The following is a 26,645-nucleotide window of genomic DNA, read 5'->3' on the forward strand; positions in this document are numbered from 1 at the left end:
GCTTACTCTCCGTTAAATTCGTGAATAGTGCCGTTTGAGATGCTGTGCAGCACCTTCGCCTTTTCTTCTGAAAACGGCTTACTGAAAACCGAGAAACTGGCATTTTTTCCTTTTTCCAGGCTTCCAAGTCGATCACCCAGTCCAAGGATTTCAGCGGTATTTTGTGTCATTAGCTGCACGGCCTCTTCTTCTGATACGCTGCCTTCATTCAACAGGATCTCCAGCTTGTCGGCTAAATCTTTTAGTTCCAGTCCTGCGGAAGCATATCCTACCGAAACACCAGCGTCCATGAGTTTGCGGATGTTCGTGACTTCTGCCTTCCAGGCTTCCATCTGTTTATCACGATAGGCTTGTTCTTCTTCGGAAACTTCTTCTTCCTCAGCTTCCTCATCGGAGTCTTCGGCTTCTTTTTGCTTCTTATACCAATCCGGCATGTCCGTAAAATCGATACTGGCCAGCACGGGGATGTTGCGATCTTTAAGCTCATCTGCTTTGGCGTATGCCTCTTTACCAGACACTATCACCACATCAAAGCCAAATTCATCCTTAAGCTTAAGCAAGCGTTCAATGTGCTCTTTTTGATCCACTTCAAAATAAAGCGGTACTTCTTTATTGAGCAACGGAAAAAGGGATTCAATCACGGGATCGCGATCGGGTGCCGGCATCTCGGGATTTTGAGAATAATACTTGATGTGCTGTTGCAGCGCTTCGGCATCAAACATCAACTGGCGGAATTTCGCCATCACTCCCATCAGCGTTGATGGATATACACCACGTGTCCATCCGCCGGGGGCTTCCTCAAAAGAACCGGACTGAGCCAGCTGCTCATGCAGCAACTCAACAGATTCCAAATCATCGGACAAATAGAAAACCTCCACTTGTCCGGGTAACATATATCCTTTGGGAACCAAAGCGGCCGTTGTGAAACCGGCCTTCATTCCTGTTTCAAAATTCTTATCGCTTTGTAGAACCACAGAAGGTCTTCGGTCGGGTTGAATGCCGGCTCGATCGTAAGGGGGATTGCCGGGATCGTCTACGGGTTTTAAATCGGTGGGCAAATCAGGACTTCCCCAAACTGAGAAACCATCGATGAAGCCCGGATATACATGCAGGCTGTCGCCGCCGTCAATCTCAAAGGCATCAAATGGAATGTTAACGTTGGAACCGGCAGCTTCAATAACGCCATCTCGCCACACCAGGGTAGCAGATTCGTCAATCGAGCCATCGGCATGGTGAATAGTAATGTTTGTGAGCGCGTGCGCGGGAGTAGTCTGAGCCACAGCGGCTTCAAAGCTCACCCCTAAAAACAACAGCGCTAACCATAGTATCTGTTTTTTCATAGCATCTCATATGATTAGTATTTGCAGGCCCGAAATAAGCGCATTAATTCGCTATTAATAAAGGCGGGCTGATCTAAATTTTGTAAATAATGCATGCATTAGTATCAACTGTACTTTTATAACATCATTCTATAGTCTTCAGAAGATTCTCGCGTAGTCGTGATTTTTTATTTGATATAATCCTAAAAACCGTGAATCATTTTTAGACGATTTCCATTTACTTAAGTAGATTGAATTAATTAGATAAAGGCTAAAACTTAAAAAACGGAGATTCATGAATACACAAGTCAAAGCACATTGGTTGGGACATTCGGCTTTTAAGCTGGAGAGTCAAAGCGGAAAGATTATTTACATTGATCCTTTCCTAAAAAATAATCCTTCAACTCCCGATGAATTTAAGGAAGTAAGCAAAGCAGATTATATTCTGCTCACCCACGGCCATGAGGACCACGTTGGAGATACCGTAGAGATTGCTAAGAACACCGGAGCTAAAGTAGCCGGAATGGTAGAACTTATAGGTTTATTGCAAGAAGAGGGATTACCTGAAGACCAGGCCATTGGCTTTAACAAAGGCGGAACCGTGCATTTTGATGATTTTTCCGTGACAACGGTTTCCGCTAACCACAGCTCTTCGTTCAAAGGCAAGTATGCAGGGGACCCCGGCGGACTCGTACTTTCTTTTGAGGATGATATCTGCATTTACCATATGGGTGACACTAACATTTTTGCAGATCTTGAATTATATGGAGAGATGTACCGACCGCATGTGGTACTGGCCCCTATTGGTGATCATTTTACCATGGGACCTGAAGAAGCAGCTTATGCTGTTGAACTCATTGGTTGCGAAACAGCCGTACCCATCCATTACGGAACTTGGCCTCCAATTGACAGCGACCCGGAAGAATTTAAAGAGATTCTTGAAGGCATCACGGACACTGATGTAGTGATCCCTGAAAAAGGCGCTAACTTTTTAGGATGATGTTCCCGACAATAATGGAATAACATTTGAGGAACATAATTTCTCGCCTATTACAAAATATTAAAGCCACAGGCTGATAAAGTCTGTGGCTTTTCTTTTTACTAAAATGATATCATCTGGCAATCATCATGTTAGTCATAAGTTGGCAAATAGAAGAGTGAATTTACCCCCTCTCTTTATCCCCAAAATATTTTTTATGCTCTTGCAACTCATTGAAAACCAATGCCCCCTGACCAACAATAATGCCACCATAGGCAAGCCATTTAACGCTGGCATGGTTTGTAAACAAAATCACTGAGGCTAAGAGAATGATGAAGAATGAAAAGAAGATTATGTTGATCGGTGATCTTTCTCGCATAAATATATTATTCGGTTTTAACTTCTTTATAATACAATTTAATAATTAAACTGAATTGTATAAAAAAATTACATATATAAATATTTGAATTACAATAATTAAAAGTAATCAATATTTTTATAATAAAAATAATATTATTTATATGCATTCAACTATTAATTATTACTACCTAACAACCTCTCTGCACTTAAACTATTTGGGCTTAACACCATCAAAATTTTGCTGCTTATTTTTATTGAAGTATCACATTAATTCATAAGAACTACATAAATTTGGCTAAGATTCAAGGTTGGTCTAATCCATTAACTCAAAATTTATTACGATGAAATCATATCAATTGGGTGCATTATTTTTACTTGTCTTGCTATTTACCGGCTGTTCAAATTCAGGAATGTTTATTGCCAGTAATAGCACCGAAGTACAATTAAACGAGGGGAACTACACTATCGTGGCCAAAAATGTGACCGGCAGTGCAGAATCGGCCTATATATTAGGGGGAAGCTTTTCCTGGGGCATGGCTACCAATTCATTTGGGCTTATCCCATTAGAAGGCAGCAAAACACTGTATAAAGACGCCCGCGAAAACCTCTGGATCAATTTTGAAGCCGAACATGAACCGATTGAAGGCAAAAAACTGGCCTTGGTAAATGTTCAGTACGATGGAGCTACCTCGAATTTTATTCTATATACCAAAGCCAAAGTAACCATCACTGCTGATGTCATAGAATTTGAGTAAAAAAACAGCCAAGGTTTATTGTCATCCAACTGAGCACAACTGGCTTACATCGGGCCTTTTTCCTGACCCAATTTGGATAAGCCAGCTAAAAAACATCTTCTCATTTATAAACTTCAGCACTGAAAGCTATAAGACAAAGAGGAAATATGTATTCTTCCTCTTTGTTCTAGATCTCGTTCCAGATCTCCACCAGTCCCCCGTTTTTTCCTACCACCGGATCGGTTTCTGGGATGGGGACTTCAGCAATATTCTTGTCCGCTTGTGGACGCTCACCTGGTTTGCCGGTTTTTAAATCGTAACCACTGCCATTTGGATAAGCACCTACTACTCCGAAATCCGCACTACTCTGCAGGTTTTTGTGGCCCACACCTGCGGGGATGATGATGACGTCCCCGAATGCTACATCTACTATCTTTCCGTTCTCTCCTCCGAGTTGAAGGCGGGCAGTACCAGAATACACACCCAACACTTCATGAGCATTACTATGGTAGTGATGATAACTGAACACCCCATTTTTCCAGGCATTTGACCATGAGTGTTGCCTGAAATGATCCATCAGACCCGAAGCACCTTTATTCAAAGCATCCCGATAAAGAAGTAACGGAAGCTTGTTGTTCGGAATGTTTCCGTCGTCATCAAAAAAATATTTCTCTGGCTGCATACAATTTGTACAGTTTAGATAATGAAATATTTTTAATTGGTTTAACTGATTCTAAATTGCTCTAAAAGCTAAGCTGTTTTAACTCCTAAAGGAAAGACCTTCGGCTTTTCGAGCTCTTCAAAATCCGCATAACTCATTTTTACCAATTCTTTATGCGTGCCGGCATTAAAAGCAATCTCCTTGTCCTCGGCTAAGGCTTCGGATACCAAGGTATCCATATCGTATAAATTACCAAATGGCGGCATAGCTCCTACTTCGCAATCCGGAAACATGGATTCGAATTCATCTTCGGTAGCCAACTTTACGGTTTCGGCATTTAACGCATCTTTTATAGCTTCGAATTCAACATCATGAGTGGAAGGCAATACTACCATCTTAAAATCCCCGTCCACTTTAACGATAACCGTTTTAGCCATTTCCTTGCCCGGTATATGAGCGGAAGCAGCTACTTCCTGTGCCGTAAAAGCTTTGGAATGCTTGATAACTACGTATTTTTTGTCGTGCTGATCTAAGTAGTCTATTAATCTGTTAAGTGGCATAATTCCTCCTGATTAATTGGTTAGACACTATATAATATACTTTAAAATCAGGCGATTATACAGCTACAGGCTCTATTTATTTAGGCTTTAACTAATGAACTATTCATTTATAACAGGTAGTTATTTCTATAAAAATATTCCAGAATACATTAATATTATTGGGATTTTTTCTGTAAGGTTTTATTATACTTACTAATAAGTATTACAGAGCAGGAACCATTTATTTACAGGTCATGAAGATACCCGAACAACAAGAGAGCATCATGTTCACCTTTCGCAAACAGTCCATCCTTTTATGTTTGATTTTAGGGATCATGTGCTTCTTTCAATCTCAAAGTCAGGCCCAGGTTGCCATTACTGCCGTTCCGTTTCTTCAGATTAATAATGATGCACGGAGTATGGGCATGGCCGGGGCTAATGTTGCCATGCGAGGAGCTCGCTCAGGAATCCATTTGAATCCAGCTGCTTTTGGAAAGCCTGGAAAAATAGAATTTACATCACAGTTAAATCTAAGTGGCAACGGTGATTTGTTTGGAACTCAGTGGCTACCTAAATATTGGAGTTCAAACTTGAACATTTATAGCCCTCAATTTATTGTCGGATTTAATAATTACTCAATTGCATACCAATACACTCATTTCGATCTGGGCAAACACTATAATGCAAATCCCACTAACCCTGAACCTAAGGATTCGTTTCAAAGTTACGAAAATGCTCATACACTATCCGCGGCTTACCACTTGAGTCCATATGTATCGGTGGGTATGGGTCTCAATTTCATTAGAAGCAGTTTGGGCAGTGGCACTGTCGTAAGTAGCTATAAAGTAAAGGATGCAACGCGGATATCCCTGGATTTGGGCGTATATGCCGATTATCCTATGCAACATAATTTTTTTCAATTAACTCCATCATTTGGCTGGTCCATCACCGATATAGGCAGACCTGTTAAATATACAGCTAATGTTAACGGTGATCCCATGCCAATAATAATGAGAGGTGGTATAGGATTAGATATAGCCGTAATGGAAAAGAAGTATGGGCTTGAAGTATTACAAGTTAGTGGCTATTTAAGCCTTGATAAAATTATGGCACGTTCGGAACCCCACATAACACAAAATGGGGATACTACTCGTAAAGCTATGGGACCTATTGAAGCCCTTTTCAACTCCTGGGATTCATACAGCCTGTATACAGGATCAGAAACTGTAAGTGTACCCCTTAAAGATCAGCTTAGGCGACATAGTGGTTTAGAAATCACTTTATTGGAATACGTAAGTCTGCGTTTTGGACGATACTGGGAGCATGAGCACAATGGAAATCGCAAATATAACACCTATGGATTTGGCATCAACCTAAAGTATCTTTCCATTGATTATTCCAAAATAAACACCGATGTACGCTATCATGCACTCGACCAAACTAGCTTCTTCCAATTCACAGCCAAAGTGCCATTTGATGATATTGAGCATTGGTTTAACTGAGATGTAAATCTCAATGGCCCCTCCATCAAGCCTCACTTCAGCCTGATTTGAGGGGGAATTTTCTTCGACAGATTTTGCGACTCCTGGTATAAAAATAGTTCCCCATTATTGGAAATAATCATACTATTCAGCTTCTAAATTCAGGAGTTGTCTGCGTATGTACACTATCGACTATCTTCTCAAAAATTCTAATCTGCCGGGACCTCGGGCTAACTTGGAGTTACTCAATAAATCCTCAAAAGAAACGGATGATGTCCTAATCCAAGAATGCCTGGCTATGATAAAACCAGACACTGCCAATTCCCCGGAAGAGGTTGTTGGGATGTGTGGAGTTTTGGGATACGCAGAGATCAATAAGGCTAACCCAATAGCTGCTCTGGATTATTTACGTCCTTATGCTTCCCATAAAAGCTGGCGAATCAGGGAAGCCGTAGCTATGGCTATACAGGTTCTTGCGAAAGAGAATATCCGGATGATACTAAGACATATTCGTTCCTGGGTCAATGACAATGGATATGAACAACGTGCTGTCATTGCCGGTTTTTGTGAACCTGTAGTTTTGGTAGATGAAAGTCATAATCAAACCATTCTGAAAATAATCAGAGAGATTACCGAAAACCTGGATCACAATGACCGATTAAACGAGCCAGAAATAGCTCTGCGAAAAGCATTGGCTTATGGATGGAGTGTTTTCATTGTAGCGTCCCCTACTGCTGGAAAGAAACAGTTTGAAGCACTCTTCGACCTAACTGGTAAGCACATCAAATGGATTATCAAACAAAACCTAAAAAAGAACCGCTTGCTAAAATTAGATCCCGAATGGGTTGAAAAATGTCAGTCCACGTTAATCGACTAAGCCTCTTCTTTTAACATAAAACCGCCCTTCAATCATTTAGCATCTACAGCAATAACAAATTCTTAAACCTGGAAAAGAGCTTCCACCCTAACCACTAAAACCTCATAACTAACACCTAAAACCTAAAGCACCCTGTGCCTCAATGAAGGCAATTTCTTCCTCACATCCTCCAAATAATCCAAATCAACTTCCGCAGTGATAACGCCCGGCATAATTCCGGCATCGGCCAGCACTTTACCCCAGGGATCAATAATCATAGCATGGCCAAAAGTTTTGCGGTATTCTCCGTGCGTACCCGTTTGAGCGGGGGCAATCAGGTAGGCCGTATTCTCTATCGCCCGGGCCCGGAGTAATACTTCCCAATGGTCCGAACCTGTAGTTTGAGTGAAAGCTGATGGAACCGTTAGCAATTCGGCACCTGCCTCAGCTTGTTTGCGATACAATTCCGGGAAGCGAACATCATAACAAATAGAAAGGCCCATTTTGGGCAAGTCTGGGGTGCCTACAACCACCGGTTCCGGTTTACCCGCCTGCGTGTAATCCGATTCACCGTATTTCTCATCTTCCGAAAGGCTCACATCAAACAAATGCATTTTATTATAGCTGGCGATGGTCTCTCCCTCCGGATTTACCATGATAGCATGATTGTACACTTTTCCATTTTCTGCTGGAACGGGATATCCGCCTGCTAAGATATATACACCAAACTCCTGAGCCCATTCGGGAAGCTTCTCTTCAACTTGCCCCGATATTTCTGATGCCTGAGATACCATCGCCTCATCATCCCCGTAAAACGCAAAATTTTCAGGTAAACCTACCAGCTTGGCTCCTTCTTCGGCGGCTTCTTTAATGAAATGATAAATTTGATCCAGGTTTTGATTCAGCTTTGGTTGGCTGTTGAGCTGAATGGCAGCAATGGTGGTTTTCATGGTGATGCTTTTATCTACAGTTCAATCTTAGTATAGTAATTACAGACATCAGGTGAGAAATCACCTCAACACATTTCAAGTGTAAGAATAACTAAAAATTCATACGATTTTTATAATTCGGCCGTAAGCTTTTCTGATATCCCTTTTTCACCAACTGCCTCATTATGAAAATTATTTTCTCCATTCCTCTCCTGATACTTGTTATCTTTGCGGGCCTCATTTCCTGTTCAAAATCAAATTCTACAATGACTGAAGCCCCATTCCAAAACCCCAGCTCTTTACCTTTCGAAGCTCCTGACTTTTCAACTATTGAAAACGAGCATTTTAAGCCGGCCTTTGAAGAAGGCATGAAAATTGAGCTTGAAGAAATTAAAGCCATCGCGGAGAACCCTGAAGCTCCTACATTTGAAAATACCATAGTTGCCCTTGAGAAAACCGGTCAATTATTAAACCGAGCTCAAAGTGTGTTTTATAACCTTACCTCTGCCCATATAAATGATACCCTGCAGCAGATACAAAGCGAAATGGCTCCGAAGTTTTCGGCTCATTTTGATAATATTCTCTTAAATAAGCAGCTGTTCCAACGTATTGAAACCTTACATGAGAAAAGAGAGGAACTGGGTTTAGATGGTCCTTCACGGAAACTGCTTGAAGACGCTTACCGGGATTTTGTCCGCGCAGGAGCCAAGCTTAATGAGAAGCAAAAAACTCGCATAAGGGAAATCAATGAACGTATCTCATCACTGACAACCGATTTCCAGGAAAAGCTGTTGGACATGAACAAAACCCGGGTTGTAGTACTGGATGATGAAGAAGAGCTGGCAGGACTAAGTGATGCACGGATTGCCGCAGCGAAGGAAGCTGCTGAAGAACGCGGAATGGAAGGCAAATACTTACTCACCATCAGCAATACCACCCGCGTACCGGTTCTTGCAAGCCTTGAAAACCGTTCTGTTAGACAAAGGTTATGGGAAGCATCAGCAAATCGTGGTGTGGGCGAAAATGGCGGCGTTGATACCCAACCCATCATCCTTGAACTGGTAAAACTGCGGGCCGAAAGAGCCAGGTTGCTTGGTTATGATTCCCATGCGGCTTATGTGTTGGAAGATCAAACAGCTCAAACTCCTGAAAGAGCGTTGGATATGCTTTCTGATCTCGTCGATCCGGTACTTAGAAATTCGGCCGCAGAGCAGGAAAAAATCACTCAAAAATTACATGAAGACGGCATTGACGGCGAATTAGAACCTTGGGATTGGGAATATTATGCCGAGCAAGTGCGCAGCGAAGAGTATGACATCGATGAAACTGAAGTACGCGGATATTTCGAGCTGGACCGGGTACTGAAAGACGGTGTGTTTTACACCATGAATAAATTATTTGGTATCACTTTTAAAGAGCGATATGATCTTCCTGTTTATCATCCAGATGTACGTGTATTTGATGTGCTTGATGAAGACGGTGAGCAAATAGGCCTATTTTATGGCGATTATTTTGCCCGGGATTCTAAACGCGGCGGTGCCTGGATGAGTTCTTTTGTAAGCCAGTCGCATCTGCTGGATAAAAAGCCGGTAATTGTAAATGTGCTGAACATCGACAAACCAGCCAAAGGCGAGCCTGCTCTAATCAGTTTTGACAACGTAACTACCCTATTTCACGAGATGGGACATGGTGTGCATGGTTTATTGTCGGATGTAAAATATCCTTCCCAGTCCGGAACTTCTGTCCCCAGAGATTTTGTAGAATTCCCCTCCACTTTTGAAGAAGACTGGGCCATTCAACCTGAAATCCTGCAAAACTACGCGATACATCATGAAACCGGCAAGCAAATTCCACAGGAGCTGCTCGATAAGGTGATAGCAGCCCAAACCTTTAATCAGGGTTTTGATACGCAGGAATACCTCGCAGCTGCCCTGCTTGATATGGAATGGCATCAACTTACCTTGGATGATATACCTACCGATGTGCAGGCTTTTGAAAAAACGGCCCTTGGCCGATACAATATGGACTCTGCTGTCATCCCTCCCCGTTATAAATCCCCTTATTTTGCGCACGTTTTTTCCGGAGGATATGCAGCTGGATATTACGCCTATATTTGGAGTGAAGTACTGGCCGCCGATGCCTTTGCCTTTATGAAAGCAAATGGTGGCGCTGTATTGGCAAATGGAAATGCCTACCGCGAGCACATTCTTAGCAAAGGCGGTAGCGAGGATCCAATGCAATTATACCGGAGATATCGAGGACAAGAGCCAGATGTGAAGCACCTCTTGCTTCGCAGGGGCTTGGATCAATAGAAGGATCATCAAATTCAAAATTTTAGCCCAAAAAAAGAGACCGTTCCTGTTCAGGGAACGGTCTATGGTTAGGGTATGATAAAACCTGAGATTACTCTTCTATAAAATAAGTTGCTTTGTTTGTTACGGAGAAAGGCCCTGCTGAAAAATCGAAAATGTTGCGGATAGAAAATGCAGTTCGCTTTGGGCAGGGTGGTTTTGGAACTTCAACTCTACCCACAACATTTCAATATTCTGATCTATTTATAATTCTTACCATCATAACTGAAAGAAATACCCGGAGTTCAAAGAATGATTTAACTCCGGGTGCTCATATTACTCCTTATTAATTTCTTTCTACCCCATTACCTAATTGCGTCATTCCGATAATTAGTGATTAACTTTGATGTTTTTGTTTAACCTAACACCAAAAATGTAGGAGAAGCAGGTCTTTCAATCATCCGAATAAGTGACAAATTTGTTCGGAATTCCTACAAAAAGATCTGAATAAGTGTATTCAGGCACTTTTTCGTACAACCGCTCTATGCCATCCACTAATATTAATTAACGTGAGTTCGATATAAAACCGGTCATTGCGAGGTATTCAGCGACCGAAGGGGAGCAAATACCGTGGCAATCTCCCGGATAATGCCTCTGAGCGTTGATAGGGAGATCGCTTCGTCGGTACGTATAATATCTTATACATATAAATGGGCTCCTCGCGATGACAGGCCTGTTTTTTGTGTTATTCTTATGTCGAACTCACGTTTATTAGTTTTTCTTGAGGTGATGGATCTTCAATTCACCGGGGTTTGGAGGAGTCAAAAAAAGTTCGCTTGCCTGTTTTTTGAAGAATAGATTCCGGCTAACACAGAACTTTAGATTGGAAATTTTATCTGTTTCATCTAAGCCCTTTGCGACATTTTTCTGTATTGATTGGGGGTCATTCCACTCACTTTATCAAAAGCCGAATAAAAAGTGGAACGGGAAGCAAAACCACTGTCTTCCATCACGGCTTCAAGGCTAAGATGATTTTTAGATTCGTCTTCCAGGGCTTTCATTGCATCCACCACCCGAAACTCATTGATGAAGTGATTAAAAGACAATCCTGAATAATAGTTGATAGACTCCGATGCAGCTCTGGATGAAACACCGGCCTCCGCTGACAAATCAGCAAGGGTTAAATTAGGATCTTTATACAACTCCTTTTCATCCATTAAATCATTGATCTTGCTAAAAATCCAGCGTTCGGCCCTATCCGGTTTATCCTCAGTTTCTTGGGGATCATTTTCAGGAACCTCAGCCACTATATCCGCTGCATTTTCTTCTGCCGGCTTCGTAGAATTCTTCTCAACAGGAGCCTCTTCTGCAATTAAATCAGCTTCATTTGTCTTTTGATAAAAACGCTTATGCTGGGTAACTACTCGCTTGTTAACCTGGTACAGTTTCTTCAGTTTTTGATCGCGGTACCGGAAAAATATAAAGCCTCCTATAAGTACTATACCCAGAAACGAACTCAGGTAGATATAATTTCTGTTCTTGGTTCGCTCTTGCTGTAGCGCTATGGTTTGTTCTCTCATTTTGGCAAGATTTTCGCTCACCTTCAGCTGCAATTCAAGCTCATTGATTTCTGTTGTTTGCCGGGCGATATCCCTTTCCTCTCTGATCTTTTCATATTCCCTAAAGGTATCCATCACCTCTTCAGCCTTACCCATTTGGGCATACGCCTCTAATCTGCTTTCATAAAGCTCCATGGGAAAACTGGAATAGGTTTCCTCAAACTGTGCAATGGTGGAATCGGCAACATCAAAATATTTAATAGCGGATTCAGGATTCTTTTCCAGCAGTTCAATACGTCCAAGCTGTATATTAAGCAATGCCCTTTGTACCGGTACCTGGTAGGTAAAAGACTCTTCAATGGCTTCTTCGATGATGTCGCGCGCCTGCTGGTATTCCCCGGTGTCAATATAATTTATACTTTGGTTGTATTTGCTTTGCAGAATACTCCGGTGAATATCATGTTCTTCAAATATATCGATGGCATTTTGGGTCGCCTCTTTAGAATCTACGAACCGCCCCATGGCCTTATACACAATCCCCAAATTTTGCTGAATAAGTCCTCGGGTATACCCCACAGATAGACCTTCTACCAAAGATTGAGCCGTCTTAAAGTTCTCGAGTGCTTGTTCATATTTATTTATAGAATGATATACTAAGCCAATATTAATATACATGTCAGCCATCTCTGCCGGATCGCCCCTCTCCTTTTCAACTTCAAGGGCTTTATGATAGTTACGAAGTGCCTCGTCGTGCTCCTTCAATTTATCATGGCAAACTCCCAGGTTATTATAAATGCGTACCTGGAAATCCTGGCTATTTTGGGCAAAGCTGGTGGTAAGAGCTTCTTGATAACTCTCAATCGCCATATTGTAATAGTCTTTATAGATATACCCCACGCCTTCTAAATACTTTACGGTGGTGTATAATGAGTCATCACCCTGAACTTCTGTCCGATTAAGTAACTGATCCGTTACAAAAAGCAAACTATCGGGATGGTTAGGTATAAACCCTTTGGCCCGCTCAATTAAAGAGGAAACAGATTCCGAAGTTTTCTCTTTATCAAATACCTGAACAGAGTCGTTAGCCTTGAGAGTTGACGTATTGACAATAAGTAATACACTTAGATAAAAAAATAGCCCCATTTCCGCTGAATGTCCTAACATTGTAAATTTTGGATCGCTAAAATAATAGCTTGGCCTTTTAATATCTATACATTAATCAACAGTTTATTCTTTTTCTTTGCTCAAGAAATACAATGGTAAATATTGTAATGGAAGAAATTCTGTCTAATCAATCCGTAACAATTTTTTTATAGCAGCGTAGCCATCAACCGTTGTACAAAACTAAAAAACGGTTGAAACCTCATGAAAACTCTACGCAAATTTATTCTTTCCTTACTACTGTTCGCTGGTATCTTTTTAAGTATTACGGCTTGTAACAATGGCGAAGAAGAAGCCAATCTAAATGAAGATGAGAAACTGGTGGTTCCCGTTGAAGTCAGCCATGTAAGCCGTGGCAATATCTCCGCTTACTATGCCAATACTGCCACTCTGGAAGCCGAGCAAGAAGCCACCGTAGTATCAAAAGTGCGCGGAATTGTAAATAAAATATATGTAGAGGAAGGTGATGTGGTTCAGGAAGGACAAGTCATCGCCAAGATTGAGGATGAACAATACCGCATTGAAGCCGCCCGCGCCGAAGCCACCCTCAATCGACTGAAAAGTGAATACGAACGCAACAAGCAACTCTTCGAGCGTAATCTTGTATCTGCTGAAACCTTTCAAAATGCTCAATACGAGTATGAATCTCAGAAAGCAGAATATGAATTAGCTCAATTGAATCTAGAATATACTTCTATTGAATCTCCCATAAGCGGCGTGGTCTCCGAACGATATGTGAAACGCGGTAATATGGTTACCTCAGATGAACAAGTATATCACATTACCGATTTCTCACCCCTTCAGGCTATCCTCCACGTCCCGGAACATGAAATGTCCAAAATCAGAAAGGGACAGTCTGCTCAATTACAAGTAGACGCCCATCCAGGAGAAACATTTGCAGGACACGTAGAACGCATCAGCCCCATTGTAGACTCCGAAACTGGAACCTTTAAGGTGACGGTATACGTGGATGAAACCAAAGACCTGTTGCGTCCCGGAATGTTTGGGCGTGTAAAGATTGTGTATGACACCCGCCAAAACACCCGCATGATTCCCAAGTCGGCCGTTATTTCTGAGGATCTTTCCAAAAGTGTATACGTGATACGGGACTCGCTGGCTTTCAAAAAATCCATCCAAACCGGTTATACCAATGGCTTAAATATTGAAGTTGTTGAGGGACTTGATGATGGAGAAACCGTGGTAACCATTGGACAGGGAAGCTTACAAGACAGTTCAAAAGTAAACGTAATCAACAACCTGTAAGCCCCGGATTATCATGAAAATTGTCGATCTCTCCATACGCCGGAAAGTTACCATTGCCATGTTCACCCTCGGGGTGCTGCTCTTTGGCATGGTTTCCCTCTCGCGCTTAAATGTAAACCTGCTTCCCGAACTCAGTTATCCCACTCTTACCATCCGTACTGAATTTGAAGGTGCCGCTCCTGTTGAGGTAGAGAATCTGATTACCAAACCGGTAGAAGAAGCTGTAGGCGTAGTTAAAGGTGTACAGCAGGTTCGCTCAATCTCTCGCGCCGGACAATCGGATGTTGTGTTGGAATTTGCCTGGGGCACCGATATGAACATCGCCAACCTGGATGTTATGGCTAAACTGGATGCCATCCAGCTTCCTTTAGATGCTGAAAAACCGGTCACCCTTCGCTTCGATCCTACCCTGGATCCTATCATGCGATATGCACTTTATTACAATGAAACGGGAGATAGCGAATCCACTCCGGAAGACGATGTACAAATAGACTATGCCTCTCTCGAAGAAGACCTGTCCAGTGAGGATGCTATTTCCCGGTTAAAAGGATTGCGCGTACTTGCAGATGAACAACTAAAGAAAAACCTGGAATCCTCATCAGGGGTTGCTTCGGTAAAAGTAAGCGGCGGACTGGAAGAAGAAATTCAGGTTAATATTGACCAGCGTCGCTTGTCCTATCTAAATATTCCCATTGAAAGTGTAACTCAAATTCTGGCGGCTGAGAATGTGAACTTGTCCGGCGGACGTCTGGAAGAAGGCGCTCAGCAATACCTGGTGCGTACCCTGAATGAATTTAGGACGGTTGATCAGATTCGGGATGTAGTCATTACCCGAAACGGGGAAAATACCGTGTACCTGAAAGATGTGGCCACGGTTGAACAGGCCTATAAAGAACGCGAGGCGATCACCCGGTTGAATGGAGCGGAAGCCGTTGAAATTGCTATCTACAAAGAAGGAGATGCCAACACGGTAGCCACTGCCGAATCGGTGGATTCCCGCATTTCAGAAATCAGGGAAATACTGCCGGCAAATATGAAGCTGGAAAAAGTATATGACCAGTCGGTCTTTATCTCCTCAGCAGTGAATGAAGTGAAAAATGCCGGAATTATCGGTGGTATTTTGGCTGTGTTAGTACTGTATCTCTTCCTTCGGAATTTCTGGACTACCGTCATCATTTCCGTATCCATCCCCGTTTCCATCATCGCCACATTCAATCTGATGTATGGGAATGATATTTCACTCAATATCATGTCTCTGGGTGGTATAGCCTTGGGTATTGGTATGTTAGTAGATAACTCCATTGTAGTACTTGAAAACATTGCCCGGCATAGGGAGATGGGAAAAGGAATGTTAGAATCGGCCCGGGAAGGCGCCGGTGAAGTGGGCATGGCGGTGATTGCCTCTACCCTCACCACGATTGCGGTTTTCTTCCCGCTGGTATTTGTGCAGGGCATTGCCGGCCAGTTATTCCGTGACCAAGCACTCACAGTAACCTTTTCCTTACTGGCATCTTTGGTTGTTGCCATCACTCTGATTCCAATGATGTCGTCCATTGGCGGGAAAAAATCTGAAGTAGAACCTTTGGATTTAAAAGAACCCAAAACCAAATTTGGGCGTGGTTTGCGAGCCGTACATATGTTCCTTTTCTATACCATACCCACGGCTATTACCCGCTTTTTTAAGTTTATATTTCGATGGATTGGCAAAATTACCAGAGCGCTCTTCGCTCCGTTTGTATATGTATTTGATAAAAGTTATCAATCCGTAGAAAAATCTTATGCCTCCGCCCTGCAGTGGTCACTGGATCATAAGTTTGCGGTATTAGGCTCGGCTCTGCTGATTTTTGCCGGTACGCTGGCGCTGGTACCACGTATTGGTATTGAACTCATTCCTCAATTATCACAAGGGGAATTCTCTGTAGAATTTAAGCTTCCTCCCGGCACCCCTATTGAGAAAACAGACGGAGCCCTTCAGGCTGTTCAAAATTCTGCCAAACAACATGATCACATCCAAACTACCTTTGCCGTAGCCGGTACCGGAAACCGCATGGACGCCAACCCGGACGAAGGTGGTGAAAATTGGGGTGAACTCAACGTAACGCTGGCTTCCGGAGCTTCGGTTTATCAAGAAGAAAATGCCATGGATAACCTGCGTACCTCATTAAGCCAGGTTCCTGGGTTGCAGTACAAATTTGAACGACCAGCCTTATTCACCTTTAGCACACCGGTTGAAATTGAAATTAGCGGCTTTGATCTGGATAAACTTAAACAAGCCGGCGATGCTGTAGCCCGCAAACTCTCCAACAATGACCGTTTTGCCGATGTAAAAAGCACCATGGAAACCGGCAGCCCTGAAATACAAATCCTGTTTGACCGTGATAAAGCGGCTGCATTGGGCTTGCAAGTGCACCAGGTGGCTGATCGTGTGGTGAGTAATGTCCGCGGTGATGTAGCCACTCGCTACTCCTGGAGAGACCGGAAGATAGATGTATTGGTACGTGCCCGCGAGAACGACCGTGCTTCCATTGATGAAATTCAGCAGTTGGTGATTAATCCCGAAAGCGAGCGCCCCGTGCCCTTAAGTGCAATTGCAGAAGTTCGGGTAGCCGAAGGCCCGGGAGAAATCCGCCGGGTTGATCAGCAGCGTGTTGCCATTGTATCTGCCAACCTGAATTATGGAGATTTGGGCGAAGCTGCTGAAGAAGTGGAACAAGCGTTGGCCGAAGTCACTCTCCCCACAGGCATTTTAGCACAAATAGCCGGACAGAATGAAGAGATGTCTGAATCCTTCCGCTCAATGGTCTTTGCTCTGCTATTGGCTGTATTCTTGGTGTATTTGGTGATGGCCTCACAGTTTGAATCACTCCTTCACCCTTTTATCATCCTCTTCACCATTCCGCTGGCTTTGGTCGGAGCAATCTTAGCTCTGTTTATAACTGGCACCACCATTAGTGTGGTCGTGTTTATCGGATTGATATTATTGGCCGGCATCGTGGTAAACAATGCCATCATTCTCATTGACCTGATCAACCAGATGCGTGAAAAAGGCATGGAGAAGCTGGAAGCCATCAAAGAAGGCGGGAAATCACGCTTGCGCCCTATTTTGATGACCACGATGACCACTTCGCTGGGCTTGCTGCCCCTGGCCATTGGCTTTGGAGACGGGGCCGAATTACGAGCCCCGATGGGTATCACGGTAATTGGCGGTTTATTGATATCAACCCTGTTAACACTGCTGGTTATTCCCGTGATGTATTCCCTGCTGGACCGCAAGCAATACCCCACCGCTTCTGAAACTCAAACCGAAACCGCGTAACTCATAGCCATGCATATTACCGAACTTTCTCTTCGTCGTCCGGTTACCACCCTCATGGTTTTTGTGAGTCTGTTGGTAGTAGGTTTGATAGCCACGCGGATGGTGCCCATGGAATTCATGCCTAATATCACCTTTCCCGGTGCTTTTGTTAATATTCCATACCCCAACTCAACTCCAGCCGAGGTAAATGAAAACATTGCCCGCCCTATTGAGGAAGTGTTGGCCACCATAAGTGGTATTGAGCAGATCAACTCCAACTCCGGCGAAGACAATGCCGGTGTGATGGTAACCTTTAAGCAGGGCAACGAAATTGACCTGAAAGCCATCGAGATCAAAGAGAAAATCGAGAGCATTCGCCATCAGTTGCCAGATGACTTCGAGTACTACCAAATACACAAATTCCGGGATGGTGCTGACGCTACCCTTATGCTTCGTATTTCCAGCGAAAGGGACCTCTCCGATGCTTACGAGCTCCTGAACCGAAATATAAAACAGCGCATCGAACGCATCCCAGGCGTGGGACAAGTTGAACTTTATGGGGTAGAGAAAAAGGAAGTACGGGTTGAAGTCATTCCGGAACGTATCACCCAATACAATATCGACCTGAACGAGCTCAGCAACCAGTTGCGGCAAGCTAACTTCTCCATTTCTGCCGGTAAAATTACAGATGCCGGTCTGCGATACATGGTACGTCCCGTAGGTAATTTACACACCACGGAAGATATCGAAAACCTCATCATCGCCGAACCTACCCTGCGGGTAAAAGACATTGCCAATGTAACCTACACCTCCCCGGAACGGGACTATGCCCGCCACCTGGACCAAAAATATGCCATTGGTCTGGATATCACCAAAGAATCCACTGCCAACTCGGTAGAAGTAGTAAACAACATTTTGGCTGAAATTGAAGAGATCAACAAGCTGCCGGAAATGCGGGGTATTGAAATCTATGAGATGTTCAATGAAGCCGATGGCATCTTAAGTTCTCTTCGTGAGCTGTTTAAATCCGGGATGATTGGTGCACTACTTTCTATCATTGTACTGTACATATTCCTGCGTCAGTTTAGTACCACGCTGATTGTAGCTACGGCCGTCCCCTTTTCACTTATTGTAACACTGGGCTTTTTCTTCTTCCTTGATATTTCCCTCAACATTCTTTCTATGATGGGTTTGATGCTGGCTATTGGTATGCTAGTGGACAATGCCGTAGTGGTAACGGAAAACATTCACCGTTACCAAAGGTTGGGATATAATGCATGGAAATCGGCCGTATTTGGAGCTAAAGAAGTATCCATTGCGGTAACGGCCGGTACCCTTACTTCCATCATTGTATTTTTGCCCAATGTGGTGAATGAAAGTTTTATCTCGCAGCATATGTATTACATCGGGATGGCTATCATCATTGCTTTGTTGGCATCTCTGGTCATATCCCTGACTGTGATTCCACTGCTGGCTTCCAAAATCGCCCCCCCTGAAGAAAACAATAAGCGAACCATCATTGATAAATTTTCAGATAAGTATGCCAACCTGTTGGAATGGTTCCTGGCCCGGCGAAAAACATCCGTTGTATTCATAGCGCTTTTGTTCTTAAGTGGAATTATTCCAGCCTCATTTATGAGCGTAGATATGTTTCCACGGGTTGAAGAACGCCAGCTTGGGCTCACCTATAACCTAAACGCATCCTACACCCTGGATACGGTAAAAGAGTCAGTAGACCGAATTGAACAATATCTTTATGACAATCAGGAGAAGTTTGAAATCGAATCAGTGTACACCTACTACACTCCGGATTATGCCGAATCAACTCTTAACCTAACCGCAGACGACGAAGCCACCAAATCCGTATCACAGATCAAAAAAGAAGTCGCAGAGAATCTTCCACAAATCGCTATTGGGCAACCCGCTTTTGAGTACATCAGCAGAAACAACGCCGAACAAGTGCGGGTTTTTGTGCAGGGAGAATCGATGGACGTACTGGAAGAACTGGCCGAACAGGTAGAATGGCAACTCGGTCAAATTGAAGGCTTTGCGGACGTTCGCTCCGAAGCTGAAACCGGCTCTGATGAAGTTCGCTTAACGGTAAACCACGACCGGGCCCGCAATTTTGGGCTTACCTCTTCACAGGTGGCCAACATGGTATCCAACTCCGTACGGGGACAAACCGTGCAGCGCATCCGGGGTGAGAACGGTGAAATTGATGTAGTGCTTGCTTTCCAGGATGTGAACCGTCAAACCGTAGACGATCTTAAGAACCTTCCCATTGCCATTGGTGAACAGACCGTTCAGCTGGCCTCCCTGGCTGATTTTGAACAGAGTCAGGGCGCCGGTCGCATCATCCGACAGGATCGCAGGACCTCGTTGGGTATTGCTATCAATTTAGAGGACATTACTCCAGACGAAGCACGCACTGAGATCTCCAAAGTGATGAATCAAATAGCCATGCCCACAGGTTATGAATGGAGCTACGGTCGAAGTTTCGGGATGGACCAGGACGTTATGGGCTCGATGCTTTTTAATATTGGCATAGCTTTCTTCCTGATTTATTTGATTATGGCATCGCTATTTGAGTCGCTGTTGTATCCTACCAGCGTGATCTCTTGTATCTTCTTTGGAGTGGTTGGGATTTTCTGGTTCTTCTTCATCACCAATACCACTTTCGATCTGATGGCTTTTATTGGTATTCTGATTCTGATGGGGATCGTGGTAAATAACGGGATCGTACTTATTGACCATATTAACCATTTGCGTAGCGAAGGCTTATCACGGCGTGATGCCGTGATTCAGGGCGGCCGCGACCGCATGCGTCCTATCCTGATGACCGCCGCCACTACTGTATTGGGCCTTGTTCCACTTTGTATCGGCACTACCCAAATTGGTGGAGACGGTCCTCCCTATTTCCCTATGGCGCGGGCCATCGTGGGCGGGCTCACATTCTCAACTATCGTAACCCTTCTGGTACTGCCTTCTATTTATGTGATACTGGATGATATCCGCTTATGGTCTTCACGCATTTTGCATGCCGCAAAATAATTAGCCCATTAAACGGGAAGAAACCAAACCACTCTTTTACGCCTATTTATATCTCAGTTTTACTCACACTTGTTCAAGCATGCGTGAACCATTTTTAATCAAGGCTTTCTCAAAGCGACCATTTTCTTTACGATGGCTAACGGTTGGTTTATAATAGTTGTCCTTTCCATATCGCGATCCTTTATATGACTGTTCATATTTAGAGCTATTTATTGAGGCAGCTCCTTCAATAATTCTTGACAGTGCTGCTACCATAATCTTCAGCTCATTTGACTGAGCTGAAAGTTCCTGACTGGCACTGGCTGTTTCCTCCGCACTAGCCGCGTTTGCTTGAACTACCGAATCCATTTCCATTACAGCCGCATTAACCTGGGTAAGGCCAGAACTCTGTTCTCGGGAAGCTTCAGCTATTTCCGTCACTAAAGCGGCTACTTTCTCTGCATTATCAGCCACATTTTTTAAGGAATTAGCCAGTGACTCCGTCACAGCCACACCCGATTCAGCATTATGCTGAGACTCTTCTATCAACAGCGTAGTACTGCTTGCTGCTTCCGAACTTCTTTTTGCCAGCGATCTCACCTCCTCTGCTACTACAGCAAAGCCTTTTCCTGCATCCCCGGCACGGGCAGCTTCTACAGCTGCATTTAAAGCCAAAAGATTAGTTTGAAAAGCAATGTCATCAATGGTTTTAACAATGGCTGCGGTTTGGTTAGAAGAGTCACTTATTAGCGAGATTTGCTTGCTCATTTGCTCCATCTCCTCCAAGGTCTGACTCAGAAGCTTCCGGGTTGTCTCCATCAAGGTGTTTGCCTGTTGGGCATTTTCCGAGTTTTGCTTTGTCATTACCTCTAATTCCTCATGAGATGAAGCCATCTCCTCCAAGCTTGAAGCCTGTTCACTTGCGCCTTCTGCCAATGATTGGCTTGCTCCTGACACTTGCTCCGAGGCCGAAGCAACTTGTTCAGATACAGAGGATATTTGGGTAGATGTTTCTCGTAATTTTTCACTAAGATTGCGAGAGAATATAAACGTTGCCACCATGGCAAGTCCCATGGCAATAAGTGACATTAATGTCAGATATAAGCCAGCAGACCAAACTGTTGATTCTACATCATTGATATACACCCCAGTTCCGAGAATCCATCCCCATGGGGCAAATTCAGAAACATAAGAGAGTTTAGGTTCTACGCGGGATTTATCATCATAATATTGCCATTGATATGGAACAAAACCCCTGCCGTTTTTTTCGCTCGTTCGTACGAATTCAACGAAAATTTTGATCCCGTCCGGATCCTGTACATTCGAAATGTCCTGACCTTCCAAATCTCCACGAAAAGGATGCATAATCATGCGTGGATGAAAGTCATTAATCCAGAAGTAATCTTTTCCCCGGTCTCCAAATCGCAGAGCTTTAATGGTTTCCTTCGCCATAAGCTGAGCTTCTTCTCTGCTTAACTCGCCCGACTTTTCCATTTCATAAAAGTGTTCCAAAGTAGACAAGCCCACCCTTACCAACTCGGTGGTTTGGGTTTCCTTTTCCTTCATTATTGAGCTATTTAACAGATACAGCCCCAGTATGATAATCAGTATTCCTGATGTTAACAGTGTTCCCGTAGTAAGGGAAGTTATCTTTGCCTTTAGTCCAGTCCTTTCCCACATAATTCTCCTAGCTGTTTAAATTATCACCAACTATGCTTTTACCGATGAACCTAACTTTCTTTATAAATCGGCACTGCACTTTAAAATGTCCTTCATCATGCAGGCATATTTACTTTATTTATCGGACTTAAAGAATGCAAACTTAAATATATGGCGCAGAGCAACTTAAGCGATCTGCAAATAATTCATTTGGACTAATTCATTTATTTAGCTCAATTTACATCGAGCTCATAAACAACTCTTTCACGACCGCCTTCATCAAAATATAGTGTAGATATGCTTAACGGCCATATCATCCCTAAAGAAAACTTTGAGAGAACAAAACTCCTCCCCGCCCGTAAGCCCCTCTTGTATTTATGTTTTTCGTGATACTGCCGATAATATAAATACCGGCAGTATTAGAGAAGGTACAAATGGTCTAATGGCCCCTGCCAAATAGAAAACTCAGGAGGTTTTATGCATACTTTATTACACGATCCCCGGGTAGAGTTACCAATACGACTGCTTATCCTTGCTATAATTATTCTGGGCCTGAACTACTGCAACATGACAACCTCCGTCAATGAAGAATCCATATCTTCTTTTACTTCCTCTCAAACAACTTTGACTATTGAATCACCGGTTGAAACCAATTTTGGTCCCTAATTTTTACATCTCTATTACGCCAAGCCTTTAGTTGCTATTCATTGTCCAGTAGTTTTATAAAACTACTTTCACCTCTCTTTGCTCTTCACACATAATTCATTTCACCTCAGTATTTAACAGCTGTTTATTTGAGGGCTTCAAAAGCGCTCAAATAAAACGCGTTCTTATCAAAATAGTTACCAGCAACGCCACTTTTGGCTGTTGCTGATATAGACCCAAAACTCACATCACACACTCATATGGGCACTAAAGAAGACATCAGGAAACTGGTTGAATACCGAGAAAAAGCGCGACTTGGCGGCGGCGAGAAGCGCATCGAATCACAACACGAAAAAGGAAAGTTTACAGCACGCGAACGAATCGAATTTTTACTGGACGAAGGTAGTTTTGAAGAATTCGATATGTTTGTGACCCACCGAACCAAATCATTTGGATTATGGGATAAGCGCATTTTATCCGATGCCGTAGTAACCGGTCATGGTACGATTGACGGACGTCTGGTTTACGTTTTTTCCCAGGATTTCACCGTATTTGGCGGCTCCCTGTCCGAGGTTTTTGCACAGAAAATATGCAAGATCATGGATCAAGCTATGAAAATGGGCGCTCCCCTGATCGGAATTAATGACAGTGGCGGCGCACGGATTCAGGAAGGCGTTCGCAGCTTGGCTGGTTACGGCGACGTATTCCAGAAAAACATCGAGGCCTCCGGGGTCATCCCTCAAATATCAGCCATCTTTGGCCCTTGTGCCGGTGGCGCCGTGTACTCCCCCGCTCTTACCGACTTCACCATGATGGTGGAAAAAACCAGTTACATGTTCGTAACCGGTCCCAAAGTTGCTAAAACAGTAACCGGGGAAGACATCACCGTTGAAGAGCTGGGCGGCCCCAACGTTCATGCTACCAAATCAGGTGTAACACACTTTGTGGCAGAAAATGAAGAGGAAGGCCTTTTAATGCTTCGCAAACTGCTGAGCTACCTCCCTCAAAACAACCTGGAAGATCCTCCTATCACCAAATGCGAAGATCCTATCGACCGGCTGGATGATGAGCTGAATGAAATCATTCCTGACAGCCCACAGGTTCCATATAACGTGAAAGATATCATCTACACCATAGCAGATGATGGCGAGTTCCTGGAAGTTCACCGGAGATACGCCCGTAATATTGTAGTTGGCTTTGCAAAATTTAACGGGATGCCTGTAGGTATTGTTGCCAATCAACCCAACTACCTGGCGGGTGTGCTAGATATTGAGGCCTCAAGAAAAGCAGCTCGTTTTGTACGCTTCTGCGATGCCTTTAATGTACCTCTGGTTACCTTGGTTGACGTGCCCGGCTTCCTGCCCGGTAGTGCCCAGGAATATGGCGGTATTATAACACACGGTGCCAAATTACTGTATGCGTATGGTGAGGCCACGGTTCCAAAAATCACGGTAATTCTTCGTAAAGCATATGGCGGTGCCTATGACGTAATGAGCTCCAAGCATCTGAAGAGCGATATCAATTACGCCTGGCCTTCTGCAGAGATTGCTGTTATGGGTCCCAAAGGAGCTGTAGAGATTCTTTACGGAAGAGAAGCCAGAGATATCGAGGACGAAGAGGAACGTGCCAAGTTTATGGCCGAAAAAGAGAAGGAATACAAAGACCGCTTCTCTAATCCCTACGAGGCTGCCCGTTACGGCTACATTGATGATGTAATTGAGCCCCGAAATACCCGCTTCCGCATTATCCGGGCCCTGCAATCGCTGCAAACCAAGAAGCAGGTTAATCCACCCAAGAAACACAGTAACATTCCACTTTAAGGACAGGAGCAACTATGTTTTTTGACCGATTAACAGAACTGGACTTTTCCCTGGTCACAACCGAAGAAATCTTCATAATGATTGAAGGTTACGCGGTGGTATTTGTGGTTCTTTCACTACTGTACCTTGTGTTCCACAACATGCCTAAATTCATAGATCTGGGTAAAAGTTTGAAGAAAAAACTGCAAAGCCGAAAGCAATCTATTGTAGAGGCTGCTGAAAAGCGAATGGGCAAAAACGGTAACGGTGCTGCTAAGGAGCAGGATCAGGCCGTACCTGAAATATCCGGAGAAGTAAACGCTGCTATTGGCGCCGCCATACACATGTTTGCAAACGAGCATCACGATGAAGAAAGCACGGTGCTTACCATCGAAGAAGTATCGCGCCGCTATTCTCCCTGGAGTTCAAAAATTTATTCCGTAACCAATCTCAGACGGTAATCACTCATCATGAAAAAATATCAATTCGAAATAAACGGAAACAACTACGACGTTAAGATTCGCACTTTTGAAGATAACGTTGTAGATCTGGAAGTAAACGGCACCCCTTACAAGGTGAACCTGAAACAGGAAGTAAAGACCAAGAAAACACCTCGCTTGGTTCGTTCTAAGACCCCGCCTCCTTCTACCAAAGACAATAAACCGCTAACCCGTGGTGGCAAGCTTTCTACGATTAAAGCACCACTTCCCGGTAAAATACTAACGGTATTGGTTAAAGAAGGCGACACCGTCAGCAAGGATCAAAAGCTGATTGTAATGGAAGCCATGAAAATGGAAAACAACATCCAGTCCGATACGGATGGTGTAATCAAATCCATTAAAGTCAGCCCTGGCAGTGCCGTACTGCAAGATGACATCTTATTAGAAATCGAATAATTACTTCCATGCAAGGCTTAGAGAACTTTTACCACTATACCGGGTTTTACAACGTAACTCCCGGGCACCTGATTATGATTGCTGTGGCCTGTTTTTTCATTTATCTGGCCATAAAAAAAGGATATGAACCTCTCTTACTGGTACCTATCGGTTTTGGTATCATTATAGGAAACATCCCCTTTTTGCAAGGCGCGGATCTTCAGCTTGGTATTTATGAAGATGGCAGCGTGATGAACTACCTGTACCAGGGTGTTTTAAAAGGCGTGTACCCACCCCTTATATTTTTGGGGATCGGAGCCATGACCGATTTTTCAACCTTAATTTCGAACCCAAAACTTGTGCTGTTAGGTGCAGCTGCCCAGATCGGGATTTTCCTGACCTTTTTTGGAGCCATTGCGCTGGCTTTTAATACGGGTGCAGCCGGAGCTATCGCCATCATTGGTGGTGCCGACGGCCCTACTGCTATTTTCCTTTCATCCAGGCTGGCTCCTGATTTAATTGGACCTATCGCTATTGCTGCCTATTCGTACATGGCGCTGGTACCGGTTATACAGCCCCCGATTATGCGTTTGCTTACCAGCGATAAAGAACGCCGGATCCGGATGAAACCGCCTCGCGCAGTATCTAAAATTGAAAAAGTACTGTTCCCCATCATTGGTTTGCTGCTTACCGCTTTTATTGCTCCGGCAGCTCTTCCTCTATTGGGAATGCTCTTTTTTGGAAACCTGCTGAAAGAATCTATGGTAACGGAACGACTGGCTGAAACCGCCCGTAACTCTATGATTGATATCGTTACTATTCTTCTGGGACTTACCGTAGGTGCTTCCACACAAGCCACTACTTTCCTTACCCCGGAATCTATATTGATCTTTGTGCTGGGCGCCCTGTCATTCATGATTGCAACAGCTGGCGGTGTATTGTTCGCCAAGTTCATGAACCTGTTCCTTCCGGATGATAATAAAATCAATCCACTGATTGGTGCAGCGGGCGTATCTGCCGTACCCGATAGTGCCCGTGTGGTACAGCATGAAGGCCTCCGCTACGATTCCTCCAATCACCTGCTGATGCATGCCATGGCCCCTAATGTAGCTGGTGTTATCGGATCAGCTGTAGCAGCCGGTTTGCTGATGAGCTTCTTGATGTGACCTCTGGGTTTTTCGGAACATCAACATGACCAAAAAACCTCTAT

The 26,645-nt window shown here is 43.7% G+C and carries 20 protein-coding genes; 13 read left to right on the top strand and 7 right to left on the bottom strand.

What is annotated here, in order from left to right; genetic code table 11:
• Positions 1 to 2 precede the first annotated feature (2 nt).
• Positions 3 to 1,340: an amidohydrolase family protein gene (locus FN815_RS09420; RefSeq protein WP_142454376.1), complete on the bottom strand. Its 1,338-nt coding sequence runs from the start codon at positions 1,338 to 1,340 to the stop codon at positions 3 to 5.
• Between the two features lie 274 nt (positions 1,341 to 1,614).
• Here FN815_RS09420 and FN815_RS09425 point away from each other — a divergent pair, with 274 nt between their 5' ends.
• A complete protein-coding gene (locus FN815_RS09425; protein WP_142454377.1) occupies positions 1,615 to 2,319 on the top strand; it encodes a metal-dependent hydrolase in 705 nt (234 codons plus the stop codon).
• A gap of 163 nt (positions 2,320 to 2,482) precedes the next feature.
• Here the strand turns inward: FN815_RS09425 and FN815_RS09430 are convergent, their stop codons facing one another.
• Positions 2,483 to 2,677, bottom strand: a complete 195-nt coding sequence (locus FN815_RS09430) for a hypothetical protein (RefSeq protein WP_142454378.1) — start codon at positions 2,675 to 2,677, stop codon at positions 2,483 to 2,485.
• 322 nt (positions 2,678 to 2,999) lie between these two features.
• Between FN815_RS09430 and FN815_RS09435 the strand changes: the two genes are divergently transcribed.
• Positions 3,000 to 3,413 (top strand): DUF6567 family protein, encoded by a 414-nt coding sequence (locus FN815_RS09435; protein WP_142454379.1) that lies wholly within the window; start codon positions 3,000 to 3,002, stop codon positions 3,411 to 3,413.
• Between the two features lie 166 nt (positions 3,414 to 3,579).
• Here the strand turns inward: FN815_RS09435 and FN815_RS09440 are convergent, their stop codons facing one another.
• Together FN815_RS09440 and FN815_RS09445 are read right to left on the bottom strand one after the other, a co-directional pair.
• The gene (locus tag FN815_RS09440) at positions 3,580 to 4,074 is read right to left on the bottom strand and encodes a cupin domain-containing protein (protein WP_142454380.1); all 495 of its coding nucleotides are present in this window, start codon (positions 4,072 to 4,074) and stop codon (positions 3,580 to 3,582) included.
• Positions 4,075 to 4,142: 68 nt separating this feature from the next.
• Positions 4,143 to 4,613 carry an aminoacyl-tRNA deacylase gene (locus FN815_RS09445; RefSeq protein ID WP_142454381.1) on the bottom strand — a complete coding sequence of 157 codons (471 nt, stop codon included), beginning with the start codon at positions 4,611 to 4,613 and terminating at the stop codon, positions 4,143 to 4,145.
• 233 nt (positions 4,614 to 4,846) lie between these two features.
• Between FN815_RS09445 and FN815_RS09450 the strand changes: the two genes are divergently transcribed.
• Together FN815_RS09450 and FN815_RS09455 are read left to right on the top strand one after the other, a co-directional pair.
• Positions 4,847 to 6,094 carry a PorV/PorQ family protein gene (locus tag FN815_RS09450; protein WP_142454382.1) on the top strand — a complete coding sequence of 416 codons (1,248 nt, stop codon included), beginning with the start codon at positions 4,847 to 4,849 and terminating at the stop codon, positions 6,092 to 6,094.
• Between the two features lie 277 nt (positions 6,095 to 6,371).
• Positions 6,372 to 6,950 (top strand): hypothetical protein, encoded by a 579-nt coding sequence (locus tag FN815_RS09455; protein WP_185957240.1) that lies wholly within the window; start codon positions 6,372 to 6,374, stop codon positions 6,948 to 6,950.
• 122 nt (positions 6,951 to 7,072) lie between these two features.
• Here FN815_RS09455 and FN815_RS09460 read toward each other — a convergent pair whose 3' ends face one another.
• Positions 7,073 to 7,879, bottom strand: a complete 807-nt coding sequence (locus FN815_RS09460) for a carbon-nitrogen hydrolase family protein (protein ID WP_142454383.1) — start codon at positions 7,877 to 7,879, stop codon at positions 7,073 to 7,075.
• Between the two features lie 245 nt (positions 7,880 to 8,124).
• On the opposite strand from FN815_RS09460, the gene FN815_RS09465 reads away from it, so the two are divergent.
• The gene (locus FN815_RS09465) at positions 8,125 to 10,170 is read left to right on the top strand and encodes a M3 family metallopeptidase (protein ID WP_221930295.1); all 2,046 of its coding nucleotides are present in this window, start codon (positions 8,125 to 8,127) and stop codon (positions 10,168 to 10,170) included.
• A gap of 884 nt (positions 10,171 to 11,054) precedes the next feature.
• Here the strand turns inward: FN815_RS09465 and FN815_RS09470 are convergent.
• Positions 11,055 to 12,872, bottom strand: coding sequence for an AraC family transcriptional regulator (locus FN815_RS09470; RefSeq protein WP_142454385.1), 1,818 nt, complete (start codon positions 12,870 to 12,872; stop codon positions 11,055 to 11,057).
• A 201-nt stretch (positions 12,873 to 13,073) separates the two neighbouring features.
• Here FN815_RS09470 and FN815_RS09475 point away from each other — a divergent pair, with 201 nt between their 5' ends.
• The 3 genes from FN815_RS09475 to FN815_RS09485 are packed head-to-tail and all read left to right on the top strand — an operon-like array spanning position 13,074 to position 20,478.
• A complete protein-coding gene (locus tag FN815_RS09475) occupies positions 13,074 to 14,132 on the top strand; it encodes an efflux RND transporter periplasmic adaptor subunit (RefSeq protein WP_142454386.1) in 1,059 nt (352 codons plus the stop codon).
• 13 nt (positions 14,133 to 14,145) lie between these two features.
• A complete protein-coding gene (locus tag FN815_RS09480; RefSeq protein ID WP_142454387.1) occupies positions 14,146 to 17,448 on the top strand; it encodes an efflux RND transporter permease subunit in 3,303 nt (1,100 codons plus the stop codon).
• A gap of 9 nt (positions 17,449 to 17,457) precedes the next feature.
• Positions 17,458 to 20,478, top strand: a complete 3,021-nt coding sequence (locus tag FN815_RS09485) for an efflux RND transporter permease subunit (RefSeq protein ID WP_142454388.1) — start codon at positions 17,458 to 17,460, stop codon at positions 20,476 to 20,478.
• A gap of 63 nt (positions 20,479 to 20,541) precedes the next feature.
• Here FN815_RS09485 and FN815_RS09490 read toward each other — a convergent pair whose 3' ends face one another.
• Positions 20,542 to 22,023, bottom strand: coding sequence for a methyl-accepting chemotaxis protein (locus FN815_RS09490; RefSeq protein ID WP_185957241.1), 1,482 nt, complete (start codon positions 22,021 to 22,023; stop codon positions 20,542 to 20,544).
• A 570-nt stretch (positions 22,024 to 22,593) separates the two neighbouring features.
• Here FN815_RS09490 and FN815_RS09495 point away from each other — a divergent pair.
• From FN815_RS09495 to FN815_RS09515, 5 genes are all read left to right on the top strand, one after another.
• Entirely contained in the window at positions 22,594 to 22,782 is a 189-nt protein-coding gene (locus FN815_RS09495) for a hypothetical protein (RefSeq protein ID WP_142454390.1), read from the top strand.
• A 239-nt stretch (positions 22,783 to 23,021) separates the two neighbouring features.
• Positions 23,022 to 24,581 carry an acyl-CoA carboxylase subunit beta gene (locus tag FN815_RS09500; RefSeq protein ID WP_185957242.1) on the top strand — a complete coding sequence of 520 codons (1,560 nt, stop codon included), beginning with the start codon at positions 23,022 to 23,024 and terminating at the stop codon, positions 24,579 to 24,581.
• 14 nt (positions 24,582 to 24,595) lie between these two features.
• Positions 24,596 to 25,021, top strand: a complete 426-nt coding sequence (locus tag FN815_RS09505; RefSeq protein ID WP_185957243.1) for an OadG family protein — start codon at positions 24,596 to 24,598, stop codon at positions 25,019 to 25,021.
• Between the two features lie 9 nt (positions 25,022 to 25,030).
• A complete protein-coding gene (locus FN815_RS09510) occupies positions 25,031 to 25,456 on the top strand; it encodes an acyl-CoA carboxylase biotin carboxyl carrier protein subunit (protein ID WP_142454391.1) in 426 nt (141 codons plus the stop codon).
• Positions 25,457 to 25,464: 8 nt separating this feature from the next.
• A complete protein-coding gene (locus FN815_RS09515; protein ID WP_142454392.1) occupies positions 25,465 to 26,601 on the top strand; it encodes a sodium ion-translocating decarboxylase subunit beta in 1,137 nt (378 codons plus the stop codon).
• The last annotated feature ends 44 nt before the right edge of the window (positions 26,602 to 26,645 follow it).

The organism is Gracilimonas mengyeensis (genome assembly GCF_900182705.1).
Classification (GTDB): Bacteria; Bacteroidota; Rhodothermia; order Balneolales; family Balneolaceae; genus Gracilimonas; species Gracilimonas mengyeensis.

What these genes read in the sequence shown, in the direction of transcription:
- FN815_RS09445 (WP_142454381.1), bottom strand. Translation starts at nt 4,613, where the DNA reads ATGCCACTTAACAGATTAATAGACTACTTAGATCAGCACGACAAAAAA.
- FN815_RS09475 (WP_142454386.1), top strand. Translation starts at nt 13,074, where the DNA reads ATGAAAACTCTACGCAAATTTATTCTTTCCTTACTACTGTTCGCTGGT.
- FN815_RS09450 (WP_142454382.1), top strand. Translation starts at nt 4,847, where the DNA reads ATGAAGATACCCGAACAACAAGAGAGCATCATGTTCACCTTTCGCAAA.
- FN815_RS09430 (WP_142454378.1), bottom strand. Translation starts at nt 2,677, where the DNA reads ATGCGAGAAAGATCACCGATCAACATAATCTTCTTTTCATTCTTCATC.
- FN815_RS09480 (WP_142454387.1), top strand. Translation starts at nt 14,146, where the DNA reads ATGAAAATTGTCGATCTCTCCATACGCCGGAAAGTTACCATTGCCATG.
- FN815_RS09435 (WP_142454379.1), top strand. Translation starts at nt 3,000, where the DNA reads ATGAAATCATATCAATTGGGTGCATTATTTTTACTTGTCTTGCTATTT.
- FN815_RS09440 (WP_142454380.1), bottom strand. Translation starts at nt 4,074, where the DNA reads ATGCAGCCAGAGAAATATTTTTTTGATGACGACGGAAACATTCCGAAC.
- FN815_RS09495 (WP_142454390.1), top strand. Translation starts at nt 22,594, where the DNA reads ATGCATACTTTATTACACGATCCCCGGGTAGAGTTACCAATACGACTG.
- FN815_RS09420 (WP_142454376.1), bottom strand. Translation starts at nt 1,340, where the DNA reads ATGAAAAAACAGATACTATGGTTAGCGCTGTTGTTTTTAGGGGTGAGC.
- FN815_RS09460 (WP_142454383.1), bottom strand. Translation starts at nt 7,879, where the DNA reads ATGAAAACCACCATTGCTGCCATTCAGCTCAACAGCCAACCAAAGCTG.
- FN815_RS09465 (WP_221930295.1), top strand. Translation starts at nt 8,125, where the DNA reads ATGACTGAAGCCCCATTCCAAAACCCCAGCTCTTTACCTTTCGAAGCT.
- FN815_RS09515 (WP_142454392.1), top strand. Translation starts at nt 25,465, where the DNA reads ATGCAAGGCTTAGAGAACTTTTACCACTATACCGGGTTTTACAACGTA.
- FN815_RS09470 (WP_142454385.1), bottom strand. Translation starts at nt 12,872, where the DNA reads ATGTTAGGACATTCAGCGGAAATGGGGCTATTTTTTTATCTAAGTGTA.
- FN815_RS09505 (WP_185957243.1), top strand. Translation starts at nt 24,596, where the DNA reads ATGTTTTTTGACCGATTAACAGAACTGGACTTTTCCCTGGTCACAACC.
- FN815_RS09490 (WP_185957241.1), bottom strand. Translation starts at nt 22,023, where the DNA reads ATGAAGGAAAAGGAAACCCAAACCACCGAGTTGGTAAGGGTGGGCTTG.
- FN815_RS09500 (WP_185957242.1), top strand. Translation starts at nt 23,022, where the DNA reads ATGGGCACTAAAGAAGACATCAGGAAACTGGTTGAATACCGAGAAAAA.
- FN815_RS09510 (WP_142454391.1), top strand. Translation starts at nt 25,031, where the DNA reads ATGAAAAAATATCAATTCGAAATAAACGGAAACAACTACGACGTTAAG.
- FN815_RS09455 (WP_185957240.1), top strand. Translation starts at nt 6,372, where the DNA reads ATGATAAAACCAGACACTGCCAATTCCCCGGAAGAGGTTGTTGGGATG.
- FN815_RS09485 (WP_142454388.1), top strand. Translation starts at nt 17,458, where the DNA reads ATGCATATTACCGAACTTTCTCTTCGTCGTCCGGTTACCACCCTCATG.
- FN815_RS09425 (WP_142454377.1), top strand. Translation starts at nt 1,615, where the DNA reads ATGAATACACAAGTCAAAGCACATTGGTTGGGACATTCGGCTTTTAAG.